Raw genomic sequence first — 21,734 nt, 5'->3', positions numbered from 1 at the left:
CACCAGGGGCGGCGATGGTTGCGGACTGTCGCGTTCGCGACAGCGGTGGGCTGGGCGGGGCTGCTGACAGGTTGTGACGACGCGGAGGCCGACACGCCTCCGGATTGTCCGAACGAGTCGCGAAGCGACTGTCCCGCGCAGGAGACGCCTTCGGAGGAAGATGACGCGGGGACGCCTCCTCCCGGGGAGACTCCGGACGCGGGCGCTCCGGATGCGGGCGGCCCACCGCCGATAGAGCCACCGCCTCCGCCACCCCCGGCGACACCGGGAAGCACGCTGTGGCTGGCGCGCGAGGGCACCGCGCAGGATGACCTGGCGCTCGGCGCGGCGGTGGATGCGAATGGCGACATCCTCACCGTGGCCTTGTACGAGCTGGATGACCTCCAGGAGCGTCAGCCCACGGACAACACGGTGCGGCTGACGCTCGCGCGGCGCATCCCGACGGGAGAGATGCGGTGGACGCGCAGCTTCGCGGTGCGCGTGGCGGAGACGCCCGAGTCGCTGCGCGCGGACGTGAATGCACGCGTCGCCCCCGCGCCCGACGGGGGGCTCTTCGTGGCGGTGGATGCCCGGGGGCTCGTGGACTTCGAGCCGCTGGAGCTGGGCAACGGCGCCTTCCTCGTCCGCCTGGACGCGGCGGGCAATGTCCTCTGGTCCGCCACCGTTCCAGGCAGGGATGCCACCGTGGCGGACCTGGTGCTGGATGCCCAGGGACGGCCGATGGTGGCATTCAACACCTCCGGCCCGACGGACTTCGGCGGGGGCGTGGTGGGCTCCGGCGCGGTGGTGGTGACGTACTCGCTGGACGGCAAGCCCGAGCAGGCGCTGTCCATCGGCCGGGCGGAGGGTTCGGACTCGCGGGTGACGGTGACCACCCTGGCGCGCGGCGCGAATGACAGGCTCGTGGTGGGTGGGCGCTACCTGGGCGCGGCCCGCTTCGGCACCCAGCGCACGGAGTCCTCGAAGGACGGCAGCCCGTTCGTCGCCGTGTACCAGGCGACCGGAGCCCTGGTGTGGGCAAGGCCGCTCGCCCAGGCCAGCGGCACCGTGAGCGACGTGGGCGTGGACAGTCAGGGCACGGTGGTGGCGCTGGGCTCCTTCCTGGGCACGGTGTCCTGGGGCACGACGAAGCTCCACGGACATGTGTACCGGGCCAGCCCGTTCCTCGTGTCGGCGGATGCCACGGGCAAGGAGCGCTGGAGCCGCAACCTGGGGGATGGACTCCAGGCGGGAGCGCTGGGCGTGGAGCCCACGGGCGGAGTCGTCGTCGCCGGGTTCACCTACTCGCTCATCGTGGATGGCGCGTCAGGACCGGACGGGCTCGGCTCGGCGCAGCCCCTGGCGCTGCGCTACGGACCGGATGGCGCGTCGCTCGGGTTGCGCCTGTACCTGTCCGACCCGCCCCGCCCCCGAGGTGAGCTGTATGGGCTGGAGGACATCCGCTTCGTGCAAGTGCTCCCGGACGGCGATGCCCTGCTGTTCGGCCACACGGACCGCGAATCCGACTTCGGCACGGGCCGTCGGTCGCCCGCGCGGAGTGATTTGTTCCTGCTTCGCATGAAGCGCTGAGCGCTGGGGGGAGGGCCCGTGGGGACCTTCTCGAAGGGTCCTCGGCCTCACCTCAAGCGCTGAGCGCGGCAGCGGGGACCCGTCTCTTACGAGGGGTCCCCGCTTGCTTTCGCGTCGCGAACTAGCGGCGCGTCGTCCGGCGGGTGGTCTTCCGGGCGCCCTTGCGAGCGGTGGTACGGGTGGTGGTGCGACGGGCCGGGCTCTTGCGCGCGGTGCGTCCCGCGGCCGCCGTCCGGCGCGTGGTGGCCTTGCGGGCAGCGCCCTTGCGCGTGCCCCGGACGGCCGTCTTCCGCTTGGCCGTCTTGCGCGTCGTCGACTTGCGCGTCGTCGACTTGCGCGCGGCGGTCCTGCCCCGCTTCGCGGAGGCACGGCGCGAGGTGGTCTTCTTCGCACGAGCACCGGTGCGGCCAGCGGCCTTCTTCGTGGCCCGACGCCGCCGCGCGGGCGACTTGCGCGTCACGGACGACGAGTCTGAGGTCCCACCCAGGTCCGCGGGCGCCAAGGCATCGGTGATTTGCGAATTGACGGTCTCGTGAGTCATTCCATCTCCTCCAGAAAGGGGAACCGCGTGAATTACGAACCACAGCGTACGCCGATGCGCACGCGATGAGAGCCATCCCCTCGGGAAGATGAACGACAGCGGACGAATGGCGCGTCAGCCTTCACGCATCACGGTGCGCGAGCCAGCTCGCGTTCGACCTTCTCCACCTGCGCGAGCGACGCCTTCAGTCCATGGTCCGTCGCCACCGCGCGCGCCCGTCCCAGTCGCTCCTCCACTCGCGCTCGCTCGCCACGCAGCGCGTGGGCCCGCGTCAAATCCAGCAGCAGGTCCACCGTCGAGAGCCAGTCCTCGTGGGACTCCGCGTTGGAGAGGGACTGCTCCAGGAAGGGAAGCGCGGCGGTGGCGTCCTCGCGGCGCAGGTGGATGCGGCCCAGGACGGCCCGGGCCTCGCGCTCTCCCGACGGGTCCTTCAGCTCGAGCGCCAGCGCCAGCGCCTTTCTCGCGGGCTCCAGCGCGGAGGTGCCCTTGGGCTCGATTCGGGAGCGGACCTGGGCCACCGTCACGAGCGCGAACAGCTCTCCGGTGCGAAAGCCCACCTGCTCCCTCAGGCGCAGCGACTCCTCGAACTGCTCCAGGGCCAGCTGAAGCTCCCCCCGGTCCTCGGCCAGCCCCGCGAGGTGCCGCAGGTTGTAGGACTCCATCAACGCGTCTCGCGAGCCGCGGGAGAGCGCCAGGGAGTGCTCGAAGGTCGACCTGGCGCCCGCGAAGTCCTCCTGGAACTGCTGGGTGAGGCCCAGGTGGAAGAGCGCCACGATGTGTCCGCGCGTGTCCCCTGAGGACTCGGCCAGGTCCCGTGACTGCTCGAAGAGGGCGACGATGGGCGCCCACTCGCCCTTCCCCGCCAGCAGCTTGTCGAAGTAGTGGAACATGCCCTCGGCATCGAGCGCGGCGACCCGCGCGAGCGCATCCCCCGAGTCCTCCGCGAGCCTCCGTGCTCGACGCAGCAAGTCGAGGACCTGGGCCGCATCCATCCCAGGCTCATGACGGAGCTGGCGGGACAGGACGCGTCCCAACTCCACCTGGAGGCGGGCCTCACCGCCCGGGTCCTTCAGGAGTCGAGCCCGCTCACTGGCGAACCGGCCCAGCGCCGCGGCCTCCTGGAAGCGGCTCTCCAGGTCATATGCCTGCATGACGGTGACGGCCGCCTCCGTGAACCGTCGCCCCTCTTCCAGGGTGACGGGGTCTCCGCTCCCACGCGCCGACTTCCCGGCGGCGCAGGCGGTAACGAGCGCAGCCAATCCCACACACACGACAGGCCTCATGACGTCCTCCATGGGGAGGCGACCGGCCTCCCAGCGCGAGGAAGACTAAGAACGGAGCTGTCCGGTGGGGCACGGATGGGATGAGACGCGGAATCGGGGGACGAGCCGAAGCCGGACGAGGACGAGTCACGACGCCTCACGGGCGATGGCGCAGGCGCGTGTGTGCGTCTAGCCTCCCGAGCGCCATGACTCCCGAGGAGAAGCAGAGACTCATCGAGCGCGCTCGCGCCATCCTCCTGGAGCAGGTGCCCCACTGGGAACCGGCGACTCCCGAGGAGAGCAACCCCTCCAGTGGCTACGAGCAGCTCGCGGCCGCGGTCAGGGGTGCCCTCGCGGGAGAGCGCGGCGGGGTCCCCACGCTGCATCGCGTCTTCGACGAGAGGTTCTTCGCCGCGACGAACTCACATCATGAGTATGCGCTGGCCGCCCTGAGCCTCGCCCTGCTCGGAGACCGCGCGTCCATCCAGCGCATTCGAGCGGTGTCCGCCATCAACCTGAACCGTGAAGCGAAACCGCTCGCCCTGGCGATTCTCGACGCCACGGAAGAGCCGCTCCCGGCTCACGGGGAGTCGAGCAGCTCGCCCGAAGAAGCCTGAAGGCGAAGCAGCTTGGAGTGCGGGGAGGCACACGTCACAGGGGATGGCCGAGCACCTGCTCCAGCCGGGCCCGGTACGTGCGACTCAACGTCAGCTCCTGCCCGTCGCGCAGCACCAGCCGGTGGTCGCCCGACAGCGTGGGCGACAGCGAGACGATGCGCTCCACGTTCACGAGCGCCGAGCGGTGGACCCGAGCGAACCGACGCGGCGGCAACCGCGCCTCCAGCTCCGCCATCGTCTCGCGCAAGAGGTGCGCCTCCGCGCCGACATGCAACGTGACGTAGTTGCCAGCGGACTCCACCCAGTCCAGGTCCTCCACTGGGACGAGCAGCGTCCGGCTCCCCGTCTTCACCACCAGCCGCTCGGTGGGCACGGCCACGGGCTCCGGGCGCAGCTCCTGGAACAAGCGCTGGAGCTGCTGACGCAAGTCCCCGGGAGGCGCGGCCAGTCGCTCGCGCACCCGGACCAGCGTGCGCCGGAAGCGCTCCACCGTGAACGGCTTGAGCAGGTAGTCCACCGCGGCGGCATCGAAGGCCCGCAGCGCGTGCTGAGGCCAGGCCGTCACGAAGACGATGACGGGCGGAGGCGTCAGCGCCGCTTCGGCCAGCACACCGAATCCGTCGCGCTCCGGCATCTCCACGTCCAGGAAGACGAGCGCGGGCCGCTCGCGGGCCATGACCTCCAGGGCCTCGTGCCCGTCGCAACACTCGGACACCGGATGAAGGTCCGGCTCCGAAGCCAGGAGCGTGCGCAAGCGCTCCCGGGCCAGGGGTTCGTCGTCGACGATGAGCGTGCGGACCGTCATGCCCGAGCGCTCCGGAAGGGCAGCGAGAGCGAGACGACGAAGCCTCGGGGCGCGTTGGCCTCGCACGTCAGCGACTGAGAGACACCGTAGAGCCGCTCCAACCGGGCGCGGGTCGAACCCAGTCCGATTCCCTCGCTCAGCCCGGAGAGCCCCTCCGCGGGCGGCCCGACGCCGTCGTCTCGAACCTCCAGTGACAGTCGGTCCCCGGCCCGCTGGACGCGGACCCAGACCCGGCCGGGCCCCCGACGGGGAGCGATGCCATGACGGATGGCGTTCTCCACCAGGGGCTGGAGCACCAGGGGCGGAACCAGGGCGTCGTGCACATCGGGCGCCACCTCCACATCCACCTGGAGCCGGTCGGAGAAGCGGGTGCGTTCGATGTCCAGATAGGGCGCGAGCAGGTCCAGCTCCTCGGAGAGCGGCACCTCGTGGCGACCGTCGCGCTCCAGGCTGGCGCGCAGCAGCTCACTGAGCTGGCCCACCATGCGGTCCGCCGCGTCCACGTCGCGGTGCATGAGGGTGGAGATGGCGTGCAGGGTGTTGAACAGGAAGTGGGGCCTCAACTGGCTGCGCAAGAGGTGGAGCTGCGCCTGCGCGAGCTGAGCCTGGAGCCCCGAGGCGCGAACGGCCTCCTCACGCACCTGTCGCGCGTAGCGCAGGGTCGCATCGAGCCCCACTACGGAGAGGTAGATGAGCAGGTCGAAGTCCGTGGTCTTCGACAGGAGCCAGGTGAAGTAGGTCCACGCGGCGGCCCCACCGCCTCCCGCGGGCTGGAGCAGGAGTTGACGCAGCCCCGCCAGGAGCGCCAGGTGTGCCGTGGCGAAGAAGACCGCGGGGGGCAGGTGCAACGCGAGCTGGACGGGCCAGGGGCGCCCCGTGCCTCGCACCCGGCGGGCCACGGCGAGGATGAACGGCGTCAACGCCGCCCAGCCCCCCCAGACGATGGCCCCCGTGAGCAGCGTCTCGCCGAAGACGGGGGGCGCGCCAATGGACGCCTTGTAGACGGAGAGCTGCGCACCGTAGATGAGCGCGAGCACCGTGTACCCGGCCAACACCAACGCGGGCCCGAGCCAACGCGAACGGAACGTGCGGGCCTCCTCGGCGGAGGACACGGGGTGCGGCCCGGTGATGTCTTTCAGTCCGACCACGAGGGCCTGACTCTAGCAGGCCCCCAGGAAGGGACGCGCGGCGGCGCGAACGGCCCCCGAGTGACACGTCCGCGCGCGGGCCTACGGCACCACGTAGACGCAGACAGCCAGCGCCCCACAGGCAAACTCGGCCTCCAGCTTGTTGCAGCCCGGCTTGAAGTCCGAGCGGTAGAGGGTGTGGTTCTGGGTCCGACGGTAAGGCCCTTCCACCCCTACGCCGCTGTAGTTGATGGACACGGTGAGCGTGCCGTTGTTTCCCGACCCGGACGGGATGAGCGTGGTGACGCTGCACGTCTCCGTCGCGTGGATGGGAATGGCTTCGCCGCCAATCGTCACGCTGTTGATTTTGAGTTCTCCGCTGTTGTTGAAGCGCAGATAGGCGGTGGCCGAGTTGTCGACGAGCTGCCCGTTCTCCAGCGTCAAATCACACGCCCCGGCCGTCCAGCTCCCCTTCTGATACTGGCCCAGGAACGTGTTGCTGCCGTTCTGCGGCCGGAAGCGCATCGTCTGGTCCTCGAATACGACCTCGTAGTCGGGCAGGTTGTGCTCGGAGTCCCAGCGAATCATCCGAGGGCTGATGAGCCGCCCCTTGTAGAGCCCCGCCGAGGGCGAGCCGGGCAGCTCACACATGTACACCCGGTCCGAGGACTGCCCCGCGATGCCGCCGTAGGCCACATCCGTGTGATAGCCAAACTCGCTGCCAAAGCGATTCCAGACACCCGTCACGGCCGAGTCGCCGCCCCCCGGGGTGTCATCCTCCGCGCTGGAATCGCACGCGAGAAGGGGAGCCAACAACAGACAGCCAAGAGTGAAACGCGCGAGGAAGAGGTTCACCGTGCATCCTTGATGAGCCAGCGATAACGAGGCTCGTCTCGCTGGATTTTTCACAGGGAACCTAGACAGTCACGGTGTCTCCCGTAAAGCCGTCCTCGCTCGGAAAACACCCTGCGCCAAGGAACCGAGACCACTGCTTCATGATGGATGCGACGTGATGAACCTTCAGACACCGGGAGGGTTCAAAACGACATCATCGACCCTCGGGAAGAGCCCTCAAGAGGGCGCGGTGGACTCGAGTCCTCCCGCGCCCCTCGCGGAGTCCGTCCCTCAGCCCTTGAGGAACGCGGCCAGCTTCTCGTACGCCACGGCCAGGGGAGCGATGGGCGCGCTCTCGTTGGCCTGATGCGCCTGCGCCGTCTCACCGGGGCCGTAGTTGATGGCGTCCACGCCCCACTCGCCGAAGCGGGCCACGTCCGTCCACGCCTGCTTGGACGCGGCGGGCAGCCCGGTGATGGCGAGCAGCTTCTGGAACAAGGGGTTGCCAGCGACGACGGGCCCGCTGGGCGAGGCGTCGGTGATGTCCACCTCCGCGCGGCCCGCGACGAGCGCATGCACGTCCGCCTTCGCCTGCTCGATGCTCTTGCCCGGCGCGAAGCGGTAGTTGAGGTTCAGCTCGAACGCCTCCGGGATGACGTTCCGCGCGCGGCCGCCCTTGGCGAGCGTGGCGTTGATGACCTCGTAGAAGCGGAAGCCATCCACATCCACCTCCACGCGCTGACGGGCCAGCAGCTCCGTGAGGAACGGCCCCGCCTTGTGGATGGCGTTCTCCCCCTGCCACGGCCGCGCCGAGTGCGCGCTGCGTCCGGTGAAGCGCACCGTCACCTGCATGGAGCCGACGCAGCCCACCTGCACCTCGCTGTCGGTGGGCTCCATGGCGATGCCGAACTTCACGCCCGCCAGGTCCGGACGCTTCGCGAAGAGGGGGATGAGGCCACTCTCCGCGTAGGCGCCCTCCTCGCGCTCATAGAAGAGGAACGCGAGATTCACGGGCAACGTGTCGCGGCGCAGGTCCTCCGCCAGCGCCATCATCACCGCGAGCCCGCCCTTCATGTCCGAAGCGCCCAGGCCGAAGATGCGCTCACCCTCGATGCGAGGCTCCCGCCCCACGTCACTGGGGTGCGCGGGCACGGTGTCCAGGTGGCCGATGAGCGCCACCGTGGGTCGTGGGTCGTCCAGGCGACCGAGCAGCAACGTGTGCCCTACCCGGAAGACTTCCCTCGCGGGGAAGTGCTGGAGCGCCCAGCGCTCGACGAAGTCGGCGATGGGGCCTTCGTGGGTGATGGGGCTGGAGATGCGGCACAGCTCGAGCGTCGTGCGGGCGAGCCTCGTAGCGAGGTCTTGAGAGGACATGCGCCTCCCACCATAGCGCCACCCCCACCTCGCCCGCTGATCTCCCTCCACCCCGACGACAATCGGGGCCACCAGGCAGGCGAGTCAGGCCCTGAAATTATCGATTACTGGAAAACCCGCTGACAGACGGCCCCAGGCATGCCGCGAGTGAAGAGGATGCCCGACGAACCCCTTCCGGGATTACGAGTGACAGTGCTCGGGCGTTCACTGACACTCGCGCCGCTTTCCACCTCCGAGGATGAAATGTCGGCCAAGTCGAACAGTGACGCGACCCAGGCGCTGCTCTCGCTCTGCGAGGCCAAGGCCCGCTGGAAGAACGAGCTGACCTCGGAGGCCGTGAAGAAGGCCGTGGCCGAAGGCGCTGACGTGAATGCCGGCAACAAGTACGGCCTGACGGCGCTGCACCTCGCCGTGCAGGCGCCCTACACGAAGGGCGACCCGCTCCCCAGCGTCGACGTGGTGCGAGCGCTCATCGAGGCGGGCGCGGACGTGAACGCGCGCGACGCCCATCAGCAGACGCCGTTGATACACGCCGTCAGCTACGAGCCGGACAAGGACAGCGAGGACCGGGCGCTGGAGATCATCCGGGTGCTGCGCGCCGCGGGCGGCAAGGTGCCCTCGGAGGTGACGGACAGGAGCGGCGGCGCGTTCAGACTGTCGACCGAGGCGCTCTACCGGGAGGTCCTGGACGCGGGCGCGACCGTCAACGTGCGGGACGATTCGGGACAGACGCCGCTTCACCGCGCGATGGGCGTGGGCAAGCCGGAGCTCGTGAAGCTGCTGCTCGAGCGTGGCGCCGACGTGAATGCCATCGACGGGTTGGGGCGCACGCCGCTGGGCGTGGGGCTGCGCACCAAGGAGGAGGTGTGGGTGGCCCACAACAAGCGCACGCCGGGCTTCGTCGCGGCCATCAACGCGCTGGAGGCCGCCGGAGGCAAGGCGAGCGTTCCCATCCAGCACGACCCCACGGACCCGTTCGCGCCCTTCCCCATCGACGAGGCCGCGCTGACGAAGGCCCTGGAGGGCAAGAAACTCTCCTTCAAGCACGCGGTGAGTTCGGCGCAGGAGCTGGCCACGGGGCTGCACAGCTTCGGGGACCCAAGCGATGCGTTGGACAAGCTGGAGGCCGTGAGTGATGTGCTCGGCGTGGAGGAGCGGACGGTCCGGCTGAAGGGCCCGCTGACGCTGAAGCGCGTCTTCTTCCACCACGGCGACCTGGAGGTGGACGGCGACCTGGAAATCCAGAAGCCGTTCGCGGTGACGGGGGATGTCATCGTGCACGGCGTGGTGCGGGATGCCGGGAATGACTCGCTCGTGAACATCCTGGGCGACCTGAAGTGCCACGCGCTCTACACGGATGGAGAGTTCAGCGTCGGGGGCGACATCGAGGCGCGGGACGTGGTGCTCGGCTACTACAACGACCACATCCTGAGCGCGGACACCATCCGGGCCAAGGTCGTCATCGAGGATGAACACGCCGTCGATGCCACCGTCGAGGCCGAGCACCACTTCGACATCGACACCTACGCCCAGGGCTACGGTGATGGCGTGGCCGACGACCTCCGAGCCATCTTCGTCGACCAGGTGTTCGAGGGCGAGACGGACAAGCCCGAGGAAGAGGAGTCGGAGGACGAGGAGGAACTGGACGAGGAGGACTCTGAAGTCGAGGACCTCGACGACGTGGACTCCGACGATGACGAAGCGGACGACGACGAAGCGGACGACGACGACGAAGCGGACGACGACGAGGACTCCGACGACGACGAAGCGGACGACGACGAGGACTCCGACGACGACGAAGAGACTTCGGACGACGACGAGGACTCCGACGACGAGACTTCGGACGACGACGAGGACTCCGACGACGACGAAGCGGACGACGACGACGAGGAAGAGAAGCCTCGGCTCGACAAAGGGGCGCTCTTCGACCGAATCAGCAAGGGGCTGCCCGTCTTCCGCAAGGCGAAGAAGTAGGAGTTCCGCACAGCAGGCGCGGGAGCTTTCCTCCCGCGTCCGCCGCGGCTCCAGGGCACTCCTGGGTCAGAACGTCCGGATGAAGTCGAGCTCCACGCCGGGGTTCTTCGCGCCCCCCGCGTCGGCGGGAGTCACCGCCTGGGCCTTCGCCGGAAGCGCCGGGCTGCCTGACGCCTGCCAGGCGGACACGTGGCGGAACGAGTTGGCGTCGAAGCCCGCGAGCATCAACACGTTGGGCACCCGCGAGGGCAGCGGCGCGTTCTCGTAGGCCCCCAGGTTCCACAGCACCACGTCCACCGGACCCAGCACGTGGTGCCACGCCTGGAGCACGGCCTGGAGCGGCGGCACGCTCGCGTCGAACTCGATGCCCCTCTTTCGCAGCGACTCCACCAGACCCGGCTCCACTGTCTGGACCTCCGGCGGATGGAACTGCATGTCGGAGAAGAAGTAGAGCGTGCGGGGCCTCGGCCGCGAGGGATTCTTCAACAGGAGGGCGATGAGGTTCATCACCGAGTTCACCACCTGCGTGCTGCCCCACCCCTGCCCGCTGCGCAGTCTGCTGGACAGCTCGAGCACACCCTGCCGTGGTGCGAGGTCCTCCACGAAGATGTCGTCGGAGAACGTCGCCGCGTACCCCAGCTCGCGCGCCATCACCGCGGCCAGCACCACCGCCACGTCCCCCACGTGCGCGGAGCTCTTCGCCCCGCCCAGCTTCGTGGCGAACATGGAGCCGGAGATATCCGCGATGCCCAGGCTCTTGCCCTTCGGCAACAAGCCCTCGCACACCTTCTCCAGGATGACCTCGAAGACAGGCGCGATGGCCGGCTCCGGGTCCGCGTGGAAGCAGTCCTCCCCCTGGGAGTCCTGCCGCGACTTGCCCCACATCGCCGCCCACCACCCCATGTACACCTGATGCGGCCACATCCCCGCGAAGCGACGCTTGCGCGCCTCCGCCAGCAGCACGGCCAGCGGGATGCCCGCTTGATACATCGCGCGGATGTAGCCCTTGAAGGCCATGTCCGGCAGCAGCCCAGGCACGTCCAGCACGCGGCGCCACGTCTCCTGCGTCGACCCCATGAACGACAGCGCCTGCTCCGTGGAGAGCCGCCCCTTCACGAAGTTCTCCAGGCTCGCCTCGCCGCCGAAGAACGCGCGGCGCGCCTCCAGCAGCTCCAGCCCCTGCGCCAGGGCCGTGCGCTCGCGCGTGGGCGCGTGCAGGTAGTGGTAGAGCTTCAGCGTGCGCTCATCCAGGTGCGCCTTCGCCACGCCCATCGCATCCACCAGCCGCAGGCTCGCGCGCTGACCGTTCTTCCGGCGCCGCGAGAGCGGGAACCGCCGCCCCGCGTACTTGAGCAATTGATACAGGTCCATGCCCGCGAGCGCCCGAGCCATGCCCTTGCGCGCCGCCTCGGGCACTTCGCCAAGCCCCAGGTGGTCGAAGTGCGTGAGGAACAACGCCACGTCGTCCGCGCGGTGTCGCAGACAACGGAACGTGTACTCCTCCGTGAAAGGGCCCTCAGGGTCCGCCGCCGCGAGGATGGCCGGCGCGACACTCCCCTGGATGCGATTGCCCTTCCCCTTCACCGGGTCGCGCATGTACGCGGCGAACTTCCAGCCGAAGCCCCGCTCGTGACGCTCCGCCGCGAGCAGCGCCGCCGCGTAGCTCCGAATCTCCTCCACCTGGGTCCGGTAGAAGGTCTCCTCGAGCAGCGCCGAGCCCTTCGTGAAGGTCAGGTGCGTCAGCGGGTCCGTCTGGGACAGGTCGAAGGCCGCGGCACCCTCGTGCGTCAGCGCTCCCACCACCTCACGCAGCACCCGAGGCATGTCCCCTCCCGACCTGAGAAGAAAAGTCGGCGCCCCGCCCCTGATGGCAAGCCATCAGGAGCTCATGGACGAAGTAGGGGCGCCAGATGTCTTGAAGGCTATGACAACTCAGCCCGGCGTGGCGAGTTCTTCCTCGAAGCTGATCTCACCCTCCAGCAGCGTCGCGCACAGACACGCGGGCCCCCGCAGCGCGCTGAAGCCGTGGGCGCTGCCGTCCGTCTTCTCCTGCTCCTCGCCCGGCCACACCTCGTGCCCGCCGTCCTCGCGCAGCCCGCCCTCGAGCACCAGGTTCAGCTCGCGGCCGTGGTGGGTGTGCAGCGGGTAGTGAATCCCCGGGTTCAGCCGCAGCATCGCGCCCATCATCCCCTCGCGCGCGGGCCCCGCCTCTACCGGCATCAGCTCCGAGCCCTCCACCGGTCCCGGCATCCACCGCGACGGGTCCGCCAGGGACTCCAGCAGCTCCAGCGCCCGCTCCCTCGACAGGTCGAAGAACGCGGCCACCCGGTCCGCGAAGCGCTCGAAGCGGCGCGGCCCCTCCATGCGCTCCATCAGGGCCTGGAGCACGGCGGCGGGCGGCTCGACGGGAGGCACCGCCATCGACAGTCCCTGGCGAGCCATGGACAGGCGGTCGGCCTCGACCCGGCAACGAGAACACGTCGACAGGTGCCGCTCCGCGGCCTCCCAGGCGGGGGAGTCCAGGGTGCCGAGGGCCCACTCAGCCAGGATGTCGTCGAGGTGCTCCATCGTCACATTCCGTCCCGTCACACTCCCTCTACGGAAGTATCAACCGCTCTGGATTTCTGGGGTCAGACCGGCACGGCGAAGTCGCGCAGGGCCGAGTTGAGGCTCGTCTTCTTGTCCGTCGACTGTGTCCGCTGGCCGATGATGAGCGCACAGGGAACCATGAATTTTCCGGCGGGGAACTGCTTCTCTCGCATCCCCGGAATCACCACGCTGCGCGCGGGGACGCGGCCCTTGTAGACGCGCTCCTCGGGTCCAGTGACGTCGATGATTTGCGTGGACGCGGTGAGCACGACATTGGCGCCCAGCACCGCCTCCTCCTCCACCACCACGCCCTCCACGACGATGCAGCGGCTGCCCAGGAAGGCCCGGTCCTCGATGATGACGGGCGACGCGGTGGGCGGCTCCAATACGCCCCCCAGGCCCACGCCACCGGACAGGTGCACGTCGCTGCCCACCTGCGCGCAGCTGCCCACCGTGGCCCAGGTGTCCACCATGGTGCCCGCGCCCACGCGCGCGCCGATGTTGACGTAGCCGGGCATCACCACCGCGCCCCGCTCCACGAAGGCGCCGTAGCGCACCGTGCCCGGAGGCACCACGCGCACCCCCGCCTTGTCCAACCCCTTCTTCAGAGGGACCTTGTCGTGGAACTCGAAGGGCCCCACCTCCATCACCTTCATCTCCGACACCGCGAAGAACAGGAGGATGGCCTCCTTCACCCAGGCGTGGACCTTCCAGCCCTCCGCCCCCTTCTCCGCCACGCGCAGCTCGCCTGCGTCCAGCCGCGCCACCGTCTCGCGCACGGCGGACACGACGTCCGGGTCCTTCAATTTCGTCCGGTCCGCGAACGCGGCGGAGACCTTCTGGGCAAGCTCGTCGATGGGCGGCATGGCGCCTCCTTGAATCACAATTTGGAGCGCCGCGCCGCACCCAACCGCAGGCCCCGCGCGAGGCTCAGGTCCGCGCCGCGCCGGGCTCCACCAGGGGCAGCGTCTGCGTGGTGATCTCCTCGTACAGCTCCGGAGTCACCGCGTCCGCGGGCCCCCGCCCCTCCAGCACCACCGTGCCCGGCGTCACATGCCGAACCCGGGACATCGGCAGCTGCCCCCACCGCCGGCTGAACGGCCAGGGCCTCACGTAGATGTGCACGCCACTCAGCAGGGCCACGTACCCCAGGAACGTCCCCTCCTCGTCGCGCACGCGCATGCCTCGGATGATGGAGCGCCGCTCGTAGGGCGACGCCATGTCGGGCCAGGCCATCCGTCCACCTCCTTCCACCAACCTGCACCTTCCTCCGCCTACCCGGGAGCACTCCGCACTCGCCTGTTTCCTTGCCAGCGCAGGCAACTGCTTCCCCAACGAAGTCGATAACTTCCTGTTTTCTCTGAATTCACCATGTTGACGACTGGTCAATCGCACCACGGTCGTGCCAGCATGGGGTCACCCCTCACCCCTGGAGGGCAACATGAGCGCTACCCCCCCGCGCCCGTGGAGCCTCGCAGTGGCAGTGCTCGCGTCGTTCGCCGCTGGTTGCCTCGGCGAGGCGTCGCTCGACATGCAAGGTGTGCCGGATTACGACAATCCGAACCCACCGCCTCCCCCGGTCCAGCAGGACGGCTCGCTGCCGTGTGATTTGGAGAGCGTCCCCGCCGGGGTGACGCTCGCGGGCATCGCCAGCGACTTCGACCGGGTGGTGCAGCCCGCACTGGTGCGGGAGGTGTCGGGCTGTATCTCCTGCCACGCGCCCACCAGCGGACGGCTCTTCCGGGTGGGCCTCAACGGCGTGGAGAACTTCTACGCCATCCGCGCCGCCGGCTATCTCACCCCGTCGTCGGGCTCCATGTTGTCGCGCCTGGTCACCACGGACGAGAGCGCGCGCATGCCCAGGGCCCAGCCGGCCTGGAGCGCGCAGGAGATCGCCGCCGTGGCCAGCCTCACCTGCCAGCTGGCGGCGGTGGAGACGCGCCAGCCGTCGTCGCCGCCGGACGAGGAGTTCCCTCCCGCGCTGCTGGAGGCCTACAGCGGCCCGTCCGTCGCCACGTATGACAATCCCTTCCTGAGCTACGAGCAGCTCAAGGGCAAGGTGAAGGCCGTCTTCAACGACGACTGGGTGCGCGGCGGCCAGGACCGCTTCGCGCAGAACGTGGGCGTGTTCGGCGGCGTGGACTACAAGGACCACTTCGTCGAGGCGCGCGTGGCCTCGGCCGACTTCTTCCTGGGCCTGGATGATTTGTCGCGCGACGTGTGCCTCACGGCCGCCACCGCGAAGACGGGGCCCTTCTCCGGCCTGGACCTGGCCCTGCCGCTGACGGACATCCCCGCGCCCTCCACGAAAACATACGAGATGGAGGCCGCCGCGAAAGATGGCACCACCATCCCCGCCGGCACGCAGATTCTGGCGAGCACCGGCGGCAAGTCCGGCAGCACCGGGTGGAACCTCTACACCACCGGCACCCTCACCACGCTCCAGCCGTACGCCTTCCCCGCCTCCGCCACCTACCGCTTCACGGTGAAGGCGAAGGGTGACCTGTGCGGCCCGGACCTGCCGAACCTGCAGCTCAAGGTGGACGGCGTGCTGGTGAAGGAGTGGGCCGTCGCGAACAACACGGCCTACGCGGACTTCGTGCACACGCAGGCCGTCACCAGCGGGGACCACATCCTCACGGTGGCCTTCACCAACGACTACGGCGAGACGGGCGTCTGCGACCGCAACCTCCACGTGGACGCGCTCGTGGTGTACGGCCCCACGGAGGCGGCCACCGGCACGCAGCGCGCGGACGCGGCGAAGGCCAAGGTGGACACCATCTACCGGCGGATGCTGTACCGCGCCGCGACGTCGCAGGAGCGCGCCAACGGCTATGCGCTGGTGACGGGCCTCCTGGACATCGAGGCGAACGCCACCAAGGCCTGGAGCGGCCTGTGCGAGGGCCTGATGCGCGCCCCCGACTTCCTCTTCACCCTGCCGCCCTCCTACGAGGCGGCCTCCGGCAAGGAGCGCGACAAGCTGCTGTTGGTGAAGCTGGCGCAGGACCTGCTGGGACGCCCGCCTTCCGCCGCGGACTTCACCGCGCTGGAGAGCGGCACGAAGACGTGGGAGGCCATGGTGGACGGCTACCTGGCCTCGGCGGACTTCCGCTCCAACTACTTCCGCCGCATGCGCGTGCGCACGGAGAGCGAGGGCACCCCCGACACGGACGAGCCCGCGCGGCTGTGGACCTTCCTCGTCGAGCAGGAGCGGCCACTGCAAGAGTTGCTCGTCGGTGACTACTCGGTGGACGCGGCCTTCCAGCAGGTGACGCGGCCCACGCAGCACGGCAAGACGGGCGTGCTCACGATGAAGGGCTTCATCAAGAACAAGCCGGGCCTGCCGCACTACAACTACGCGGCGCGAGTGATGACGGACTTCATGGGCACGCTGTACGAGGTGCCCGCCGAGGTCTTCGACATGCGCGGCGCGGCCACGGCCTCCTCCACGGTGGACCCCAGCAGCATCTGCTTCTCGTGCCACCAGACGCTCACCCCGCTGGCGCACCAGCGCCTGAAGTGGGACGACGAGGGCAACTACCGCACGGCGGACGAGCAGGGCGTCACGCTGGACGACACGGACCGGAACCTGGCGGCCACCTACGCCTTCAAGGGCCCGGGCATGGAGGCCTTCGCCACCCAGGCGGTGAAGAAGGAAGCCTTCGTGCGCCGCACGCTCAACGCCCAGTACGCGCTCTTCTTCGGCCGGGAGATGCGGCACCAGGAGGACGAGCGCGTCATCTACAAGCGCCTGTGGGACGTCAGCCAGGCGCAGCACGGCAACTTGAAGGCCGTGCTGAAGACCATCGCCACCTCGCCCGAATACCTGCGCCAGTAACCGCGCCCAAAGGACCGCCGCCATGAACCGCCGCCGATTCCTCGCGGGCGCCGCAGCGGGCGCCGCCATCAGCACCCTGGACTGGCTCCGCTTCTTCCGCTCCTTCGGAGTGCCGGGGACGAAGAAGGAGCTGGGCTTCGCCGAGGCCGCCGCCGCCGAGGCCGACGACCCGCACTTCCTCATCTACTGGTTCCAGGAGGGAGGCTGGGACGGGTACTCGATGTTCAACCCCGTCCACACGCCCAATGACGCCATCCGCGTCGTCCCGGCCGGAGAGCTGCGCCCCACGCCCTCCTGGACGCAGCACCGCTACCGCCCGAAGAACTACGGCACCACGCCGTCGGACCCGCCCAGGATGCAGGGCAACATCCAGTACGGCTACCTGGCGCAGGACGGCCTGGACCTGTTCCCGGACCTGGCGGTGGTGTCCAGCCACAACGGCAACACCTTCCACTCCGGCGGCCGGTGGGAGTACCACTACGGCAAGTACAGCGCCTCGCTGTCCGGCAAGCGCAACGCGGACGAGCGCACGGTGATGCAGGCGTTCTGCGAGGCCTACGGCACCGGCTACCTCTTGCCCCACGTCTCGTGGCATCGCTGGCTGTCGGACGGTGAGCTGTCCATTCCGTCCTACCCGGAGGGCACCGGCTACTACGAGAAGCTGGGCCCGGTGCATGCCCACACGCTCTACGGCAAGACGCCGGGCGCGATGCGAGACAGGCTGTCCTCGCTGGGCAACGTGGCGCAGGGCCAGCGCGACGCGCGCATCCGCCAGTTCACCGACAACCTGCAGGCCAGCTTCCTGGCGGAGAAGAACAGCGAGTCGGTGCGCGCCTTCTCCTCCGCGCTCCAGATTCACCGCGCGCTGACGGCGGGCGGCAGCATCAACCTGGACCCGCGCACGCTGTTCACCGACACCACGCTGCGCGCCGAGTTCGGCATCACCGCCGCGGACGAGGCCACCGACTCCTCGTCCATCAACGGCAACCCCGCTCGCACCAAGGAGACGCCCAACACCAACGTGCAGGCGTTGATGACGTACGAGCTGATGACGAAGGGGCTGTCCATCGGCTTCTTCATCGAGAACCGGGGCCTGCGCCAGTTCGACACGCACCGGGACCGGCGCTCCATCATGAACAACAAGGGCCAGACGGAGCAGCGCGACACCATGCGCAAGCACCTCTGGAACCCGCTCAAGACGCTGGTGGCCAAGCTCAAGTCGACGCAGTACGGGACGACGGGCAAGAGCTACTACGACTTCACCACCATCGTCCTCGCCTCGGAGATGGGCCGCACGATTCAGGGCGACGTGGAGGGCATCCTCACCAAGGCGGACGTGACGGATGCGCAGAAGTACGAGGAGATCATGCTCCAGGACTGCTGCCAGCACTGGCGAGTGAACAGCGCGGCCTTCCTCGGCGGCACCGTGCGCGGCAACACGCAGTACGGCCGCGTGGGCAGCGTCTCACTGGACGGCATTCCCATGATGCCGGATGGCACCTTGGACCCGGCCTTCAACCCGGACACGGGCCTGCTGATGACGGGGCGGACCAAGAGCGCCAACAGCTTCATCTCCGACGCGGGCCACCTGTACGCGACGGCGTTGCACCTGTCCGGCCTGGACCCCGTGGCGCTGAAGGCCGCGGGCAAGGGCAAGAACGACAGGCCAGCGATGAAGTTCATCAAGCGCTGAGTCGACGAAGGCGACCTGGAGTGCTCCTCCGGGTCGCCTCGCGCGCGAGGGTCATCCGTCCAGGGCGCGCGCCACCGCGTCGACCACCTCCTGGTCCGTGGGGAAGGCCAGCGAGTCCTTTCGGATGACGACCTTGTCACCCACCCTGACCTCGTAGCTGCCCGACGGGCCTGGCTTCAGCTCCGTCTCCACATCCAGTTCGTCCTTCAGCACGGCCGCCGCACGGGCGGCCCGAGGCTTGTAGCCTCAGGAATTACAGTAGGTAATCGAGACCGACTTCGCGTCCGCCATGGTGCGTCTCCTCGCGTGGGCGCATCGACTCGTGCGCACGTCCTGGAGATAATGCGTTTCAAGCGCGCGAGCCAGCCTGCTTGCCTGCCTCGACCGGGGACGCGCGAGGCCCGGGGGCCCTTCGTCCCACCTGCTCGCGACACCCGTCCGCTCGAGACCTGCGCGAGCCTCCGAGGCGCCCTCCCGCCTGCCTGCCCCGACCGGGGACGGGCGCGAGCTCGGGGAGCCGTCGTCTCGCCGGCCCGCGCCTCCTGTCCGCGCAAGACGTGCGCGCGGCCCGGAGGAGCCTGCCCTCATCCCGGCCTCTCGGGTCGTTCATCGGTGAGCGGGACTTGGGGCTCCGCGCTCGTACCCGAGGACGTCGCCATCCATCGAGGTTAGGTTCCCGGTCCGCCATGACCGACTTTCGTGAGCGCATCGCCGCCGCCTATGACACCGAGGCCTTCCGTCGCGAGGGTCGCCAGTTGGTGGACACGCTGGCGGACTATCTGCGACAGGCCGAGCGCGGCGAGGGCCTGCCCGTGTTGCCCTGGGCGGCTCCGGCGGTGAACGTGGACCGCTTCGCCGCCTCCTTCCCGGAGGAGCCCACGGGAGACTTCGCGGAGCTGATGGCGAGCGTGCTCTCCGGTTCCAACCACCTGCACCACCCGCGCTACGTGGGCCATCAGGTGACAGCCCCCGTGCCGCTGGCCGCGCTGTGCGACGCCGTCTCCTCCCTGCTCAACAACGGCATGGCCGTGTACGAGATGGGTCCGGTCTCCACCGCCATGGAGCGCAACGTGCTGCGGTGGATGGCGGCGCGCCTGGGGATGCCGGAGTCCACGGACGGCGTGCTGACCTCGGGCGGCTCGCTCGGCAACCTCACCGCGCTGCTCGCCGCGCGGCAGGCCCGGGCCGGCTACGACGCCTGGAACGACGGCGCGCACGCGGGGCCTCCGCTCGCCGTGCTGGTGCCGACGACCGCGCACTACTGCGTGTCGCGCGCCACGCGGGTCATGGGCTGGGGCTCGGGCGGCGTGGTGCCCGTCCCCGTCGACAGCCGCTTCCGCCTGCGCCCGGAAGCCCTGGGGCCCGCGCTGGAGTCGGCCACTCGCGCGGGGCGCAAGGTCATCGCCGTCGTCGCCAGCGCCGGCTCCACCGCCACCGGCGCGTTCGACCCGCTGGAGCCCGTGGCCGACTTCTGCGAGCGCCACGGCCTGTGGTTCCACGTGGACGCCGCGCATGGTGCCGCCGCCGTGCTCAGCTCCGAGTACCGCCACCAGACGCGCGGCATCGACCGCGCGGACTCCGTCGTCTGGGACGCGCACAAGGGCCTGTTGATGCCCGCGCTGGTGACGGCCGTCCTCTTCCGCGACGGCGCGCGCTCCTTCGAGTCCTTCGCCCAGGAGGCCAGCTACCTCTTCGGCAACACCGAGCGGCCCTGGAGCGACGTGGGCCTGCGGACGATGGAGTGCACCAAGGAGATGATGGCGCTCAAGCTCTACACCTGCCTCCGCGTGCTGGGCACGCGCCTCTTCGCGGACGCGGTGACGGAGTCGTACACCCTGGCCCGTCGCTTCGCCGAGCGCCTTTCCGCCGCCCCCGACTTCGATGTGCCGGTGTCCCCCGACTGCAACATCGTCTGCTTCCGCCACACGCCCGCGCACGTCCCGCCCGAGGAGTGGGACGCCCTCCAGGCCCGGCTGCGCGAGCGACTGGTGACACGCGGGGACTTCTACCTGGTGCAGACGAAGCTGCCCACGGGCGTGTACCTGCGCGTCACCCTCATCAACCCCCTCACCACCGACGCGGACCTGGACGCGCTGATGGAGGCGCTCAGGACGGCAGCTCGACGGTGAACTCGCTGCCGACGCCGGGCTCGGAGGCCACCGAGACGACGCCGCCCAGCACCGACACCATCTCCCGCACCAGCGTCAGCCCCAGGCCCACCCCCGGCTTGGACTTGTTCTCCAGGGGCTCCAGGTGCTCGAAGGGCTCGAACACGCGCGACTGCGCGGCGCGAGGGATGCCCGGGCCGGTGTCTCGCACCCGCAGGCGCCAGCCCTGGGGGCGCTCCTCCACCGCCACCGACACGCCGCCCTGCTCGGTGTACTTCACCGCGTTCGTCACCAGGTTGAGCAGCACCATCTGGACGATGCGCGGGTCCGTGCGCGCCACCGCCTTGCCGGGCGGCCGCTCCAGCTCCAGCGCCAGGCCCTTGCGGCGGGCCTCCGCGCGCGCCTCCTCCACCACCTCCTCCACCACCTCGCCCAGGTCCACCGCCTGACGCCGCACCACCAGCCGGCCCTCTTCCAGCTGGTTGTACTGAAGCACCATCTCCACCATGTCCCGCAGGCGCACGGTGGAGCGGTGCATCCGGTCGAACATGTCCAGCGCGCGGGGCGGCATCCCTCCCAGCTCCCGCTGGAGCGCATGTTGGGTGAGCTGGAGCACCGACAGCGGCGTGCGCAACTCGTGCGACACCAGTTGGAGCAGCGTGCTGCGCGACGTGCTGGCGCGCTCGGTGGTCTCCAGCGCCACCTCCAACTGCCGCTTGCGCATGCCCAGCTCGCGCGCCATCGCCTCCAGGTCCACCGAGCGCGCGGCCAACAGGCCCTGCAGCACCTCGCGCGTGCGCTTCACCACCGCCAGGTTCGTCACCCGCGCCACCAGCTCCTCGGAGACGAAGGGCTTCACCACGTAGTCCTGCGCCCCCGAGCGCAGCAGGTCCACCCGCAGCGCATCATCCGCGCGCGCGGTGAGCAGGAGGATGGGCGTGGACTCGATTCCGGGACGCGAGCGCACCGCGCGCACCAGCTGGTCTCCCCCCATGCGAGGCATCATCAAGTCACTGACGATGACGTCCGGTTGCATCCGCTCCGCCTGGACCAGCCCGTCCACGCCGTCCACCGCGGTGGCCACCTGGAAGTCCTTCGACAGGGTCTCCACCACGAAGCGGCGCATCTCCCGCGTGTCCTCCACCACCAGCACGCGCGGGCGGCTCGAGTCCTCCGCGCGCGTCGATGCCACCACCTCCCGCGCCTCAGGTCGCAGCAGGTCCAGCTCCGCGCGCGCCGCCGCGTGATGCTCCACCCGCGCCTCCACCTCCGGACGCGCCGACAGCTTCGCGCCCGAGGGCGCCATCAGCGGCAGCTCCACCACGAAGCGGGCGCCGCCCCCCGGCCGGTCCTCCACCCAGACGCGCCCCTCGTGCAGCACCACGAAGTCCCGGGCAATGGCC

The 21,734-nt window shown here is 69.6% G+C and carries 18 protein-coding genes; 6 read left to right on the top strand and 12 right to left on the bottom strand.

Features of this window, described 5'->3' with window-relative positions; translation table 11 throughout:
- A partial coding sequence (locus tag HR086_RS28545) for a hypothetical protein (protein ID WP_254626505.1) occupies positions 1 to 1,569 on the top strand: 1,569 nt, incomplete at its 5' end.
- A gap of 121 nt (positions 1,570 to 1,690) precedes the next feature.
- On the opposite strand, the gene HR086_RS28540 is transcribed toward HR086_RS28545, so the two are convergent.
- Positions 1,691 to 2,110, bottom strand: coding sequence for a cell envelope biogenesis protein TolA (locus HR086_RS28540; RefSeq protein ID WP_141641327.1), 420 nt, complete (start codon positions 2,108 to 2,110; stop codon positions 1,691 to 1,693).
- Between the two features lie 128 nt (positions 2,111 to 2,238).
- The gene (locus HR086_RS28535; RefSeq protein ID WP_174467200.1) at positions 2,239 to 3,393 is read right to left on the bottom strand and encodes a hypothetical protein; all 1,155 of its coding nucleotides are present in this window, start codon (positions 3,391 to 3,393) and stop codon (positions 2,239 to 2,241) included.
- Positions 3,394 to 3,578: 185 nt separating this feature from the next.
- On the opposite strand from HR086_RS28535, the gene HR086_RS28530 reads away from it, so the two are divergent.
- On the top strand, positions 3,579 to 3,989 hold the full coding sequence (locus HR086_RS28530) for a hypothetical protein (protein ID WP_174454060.1): 411 nt from the start codon (positions 3,579 to 3,581) through the stop codon (positions 3,987 to 3,989).
- Positions 3,990 to 4,023: 34 nt separating this feature from the next.
- Here HR086_RS28530 and HR086_RS28525 read toward each other — a convergent pair whose 3' ends face one another.
- From HR086_RS28525 to dapE, 4 genes are all read right to left on the bottom strand, one after another.
- Entirely contained in the window at positions 4,024 to 4,794 is a 771-nt protein-coding gene (locus HR086_RS28525; RefSeq protein ID WP_141641330.1) for a LytTR family DNA-binding domain-containing protein, read from the bottom strand.
- Positions 4,791 to 5,942: a sensor histidine kinase gene (locus HR086_RS28520; protein WP_371817211.1), complete on the bottom strand. Its 1,152-nt coding sequence runs from the start codon at positions 5,940 to 5,942 to the stop codon at positions 4,791 to 4,793. The genes HR086_RS28525 and HR086_RS28520 overlap by 4 nt, the downstream gene beginning before the upstream one ends.
- An 81-nt stretch (positions 5,943 to 6,023) precedes the next feature.
- The gene (locus HR086_RS28515; RefSeq protein ID WP_174467199.1) at positions 6,024 to 6,776 is read right to left on the bottom strand and encodes a hypothetical protein; all 753 of its coding nucleotides are present in this window, start codon (positions 6,774 to 6,776) and stop codon (positions 6,024 to 6,026) included.
- 270 nt (positions 6,777 to 7,046) lie between these two features.
- Positions 7,047 to 8,129, bottom strand: coding sequence for a succinyl-diaminopimelate desuccinylase (gene dapE, locus HR086_RS28510; RefSeq protein WP_141641333.1), 1,083 nt, complete (start codon positions 8,127 to 8,129; stop codon positions 7,047 to 7,049).
- Between the two features lie 243 nt (positions 8,130 to 8,372).
- On the opposite strand from dapE, the gene HR086_RS28505 reads away from it, so the two are divergent.
- On the top strand, positions 8,373 to 10,103 hold the full coding sequence (locus HR086_RS28505) for an ankyrin repeat domain-containing protein (RefSeq protein WP_174467198.1): 1,731 nt from the start codon (positions 8,373 to 8,375) through the stop codon (positions 10,101 to 10,103).
- A 66-nt stretch (positions 10,104 to 10,169) separates the two neighbouring features.
- Here HR086_RS28505 and HR086_RS28500 read toward each other — a convergent pair whose 3' ends face one another.
- The 4 genes from HR086_RS28500 to HR086_RS28485 all read right to left on the bottom strand — a co-directional run bounded on the left by HR086_RS28500 (position 10,170) and on the right by HR086_RS28485 (position 13,928).
- Positions 10,170 to 11,927 (bottom strand): hypothetical protein, encoded by a 1,758-nt coding sequence (locus HR086_RS28500; protein WP_174467197.1) that lies wholly within the window; start codon positions 11,925 to 11,927, stop codon positions 10,170 to 10,172.
- 108 nt (positions 11,928 to 12,035) lie between these two features.
- Positions 12,036 to 12,671, bottom strand: a complete 636-nt coding sequence (locus tag HR086_RS28495) for a cupin domain-containing protein (protein WP_174454366.1) — start codon at positions 12,669 to 12,671, stop codon at positions 12,036 to 12,038.
- Between the two features lie 62 nt (positions 12,672 to 12,733).
- The gene (locus tag HR086_RS28490; RefSeq protein WP_174454056.1) at positions 12,734 to 13,558 is read right to left on the bottom strand and encodes a 2,3,4,5-tetrahydropyridine-2,6-dicarboxylate N-succinyltransferase; all 825 of its coding nucleotides are present in this window, start codon (positions 13,556 to 13,558) and stop codon (positions 12,734 to 12,736) included.
- 64 nt (positions 13,559 to 13,622) lie between these two features.
- The gene (locus HR086_RS28485) at positions 13,623 to 13,928 is read right to left on the bottom strand and encodes a hypothetical protein (RefSeq protein WP_174454055.1); all 306 of its coding nucleotides are present in this window, start codon (positions 13,926 to 13,928) and stop codon (positions 13,623 to 13,625) included.
- A gap of 205 nt (positions 13,929 to 14,133) precedes the next feature.
- Between HR086_RS28485 and HR086_RS28480 the strand changes: the two genes are divergently transcribed.
- Together HR086_RS28480 and HR086_RS28475 are read left to right on the top strand one after the other, a co-directional pair.
- On the top strand, positions 14,134 to 16,530 hold the full coding sequence (locus HR086_RS28480; RefSeq protein WP_174467196.1) for a carbohydrate-binding domain-containing protein: 2,397 nt from the start codon (positions 14,134 to 14,136) through the stop codon (positions 16,528 to 16,530).
- 22 nt (positions 16,531 to 16,552) lie between these two features.
- Positions 16,553 to 18,223, top strand: coding sequence for a DUF1501 domain-containing protein (locus HR086_RS28475; protein WP_174454053.1), 1,671 nt, complete (start codon positions 16,553 to 16,555; stop codon positions 18,221 to 18,223).
- Positions 18,224 to 18,274: 51 nt separating this feature from the next.
- Here the strand turns inward: HR086_RS28475 and HR086_RS28470 are convergent, their stop codons facing one another.
- Positions 18,275 to 18,514: a SelT/SelW/SelH family protein gene (locus HR086_RS28470; protein WP_254624968.1), complete on the bottom strand. Its 240-nt coding sequence runs from the start codon at positions 18,512 to 18,514 to the stop codon at positions 18,275 to 18,277.
- A gap of 395 nt (positions 18,515 to 18,909) precedes the next feature.
- On the opposite strand from HR086_RS28470, the gene HR086_RS28465 reads away from it, so the two are divergent.
- On the top strand, positions 18,910 to 20,352 hold the full coding sequence (locus HR086_RS28465) for an aminotransferase class I/II-fold pyridoxal phosphate-dependent enzyme (protein WP_174467195.1): 1,443 nt from the start codon (positions 18,910 to 18,912) through the stop codon (positions 20,350 to 20,352).
- Here HR086_RS28465 and HR086_RS28460 read toward each other — a convergent pair.
- Positions 20,330 to 21,734: ATP-binding protein (locus tag HR086_RS28460; RefSeq protein WP_174467194.1), on the bottom strand; the 1,405-nt coding region annotated here is incomplete at its 5' end. The genes HR086_RS28465 and HR086_RS28460 overlap by 23 nt on opposite strands.

The organism is Myxococcus sp. CA039A, assembly GCF_013336645.1.
Lineage (GTDB): Bacteria > Myxococcota > Myxococcia > Myxococcales > Myxococcaceae > Myxococcus > Myxococcus llanfairpwllgwyngyllgogerychwyrndrobwllllantysiliogogogochensis.
The sequence above is the reverse complement of the archived record's forward strand: the minus strand, read 5'-3'. Positions and strand labels throughout refer to the sequence as shown.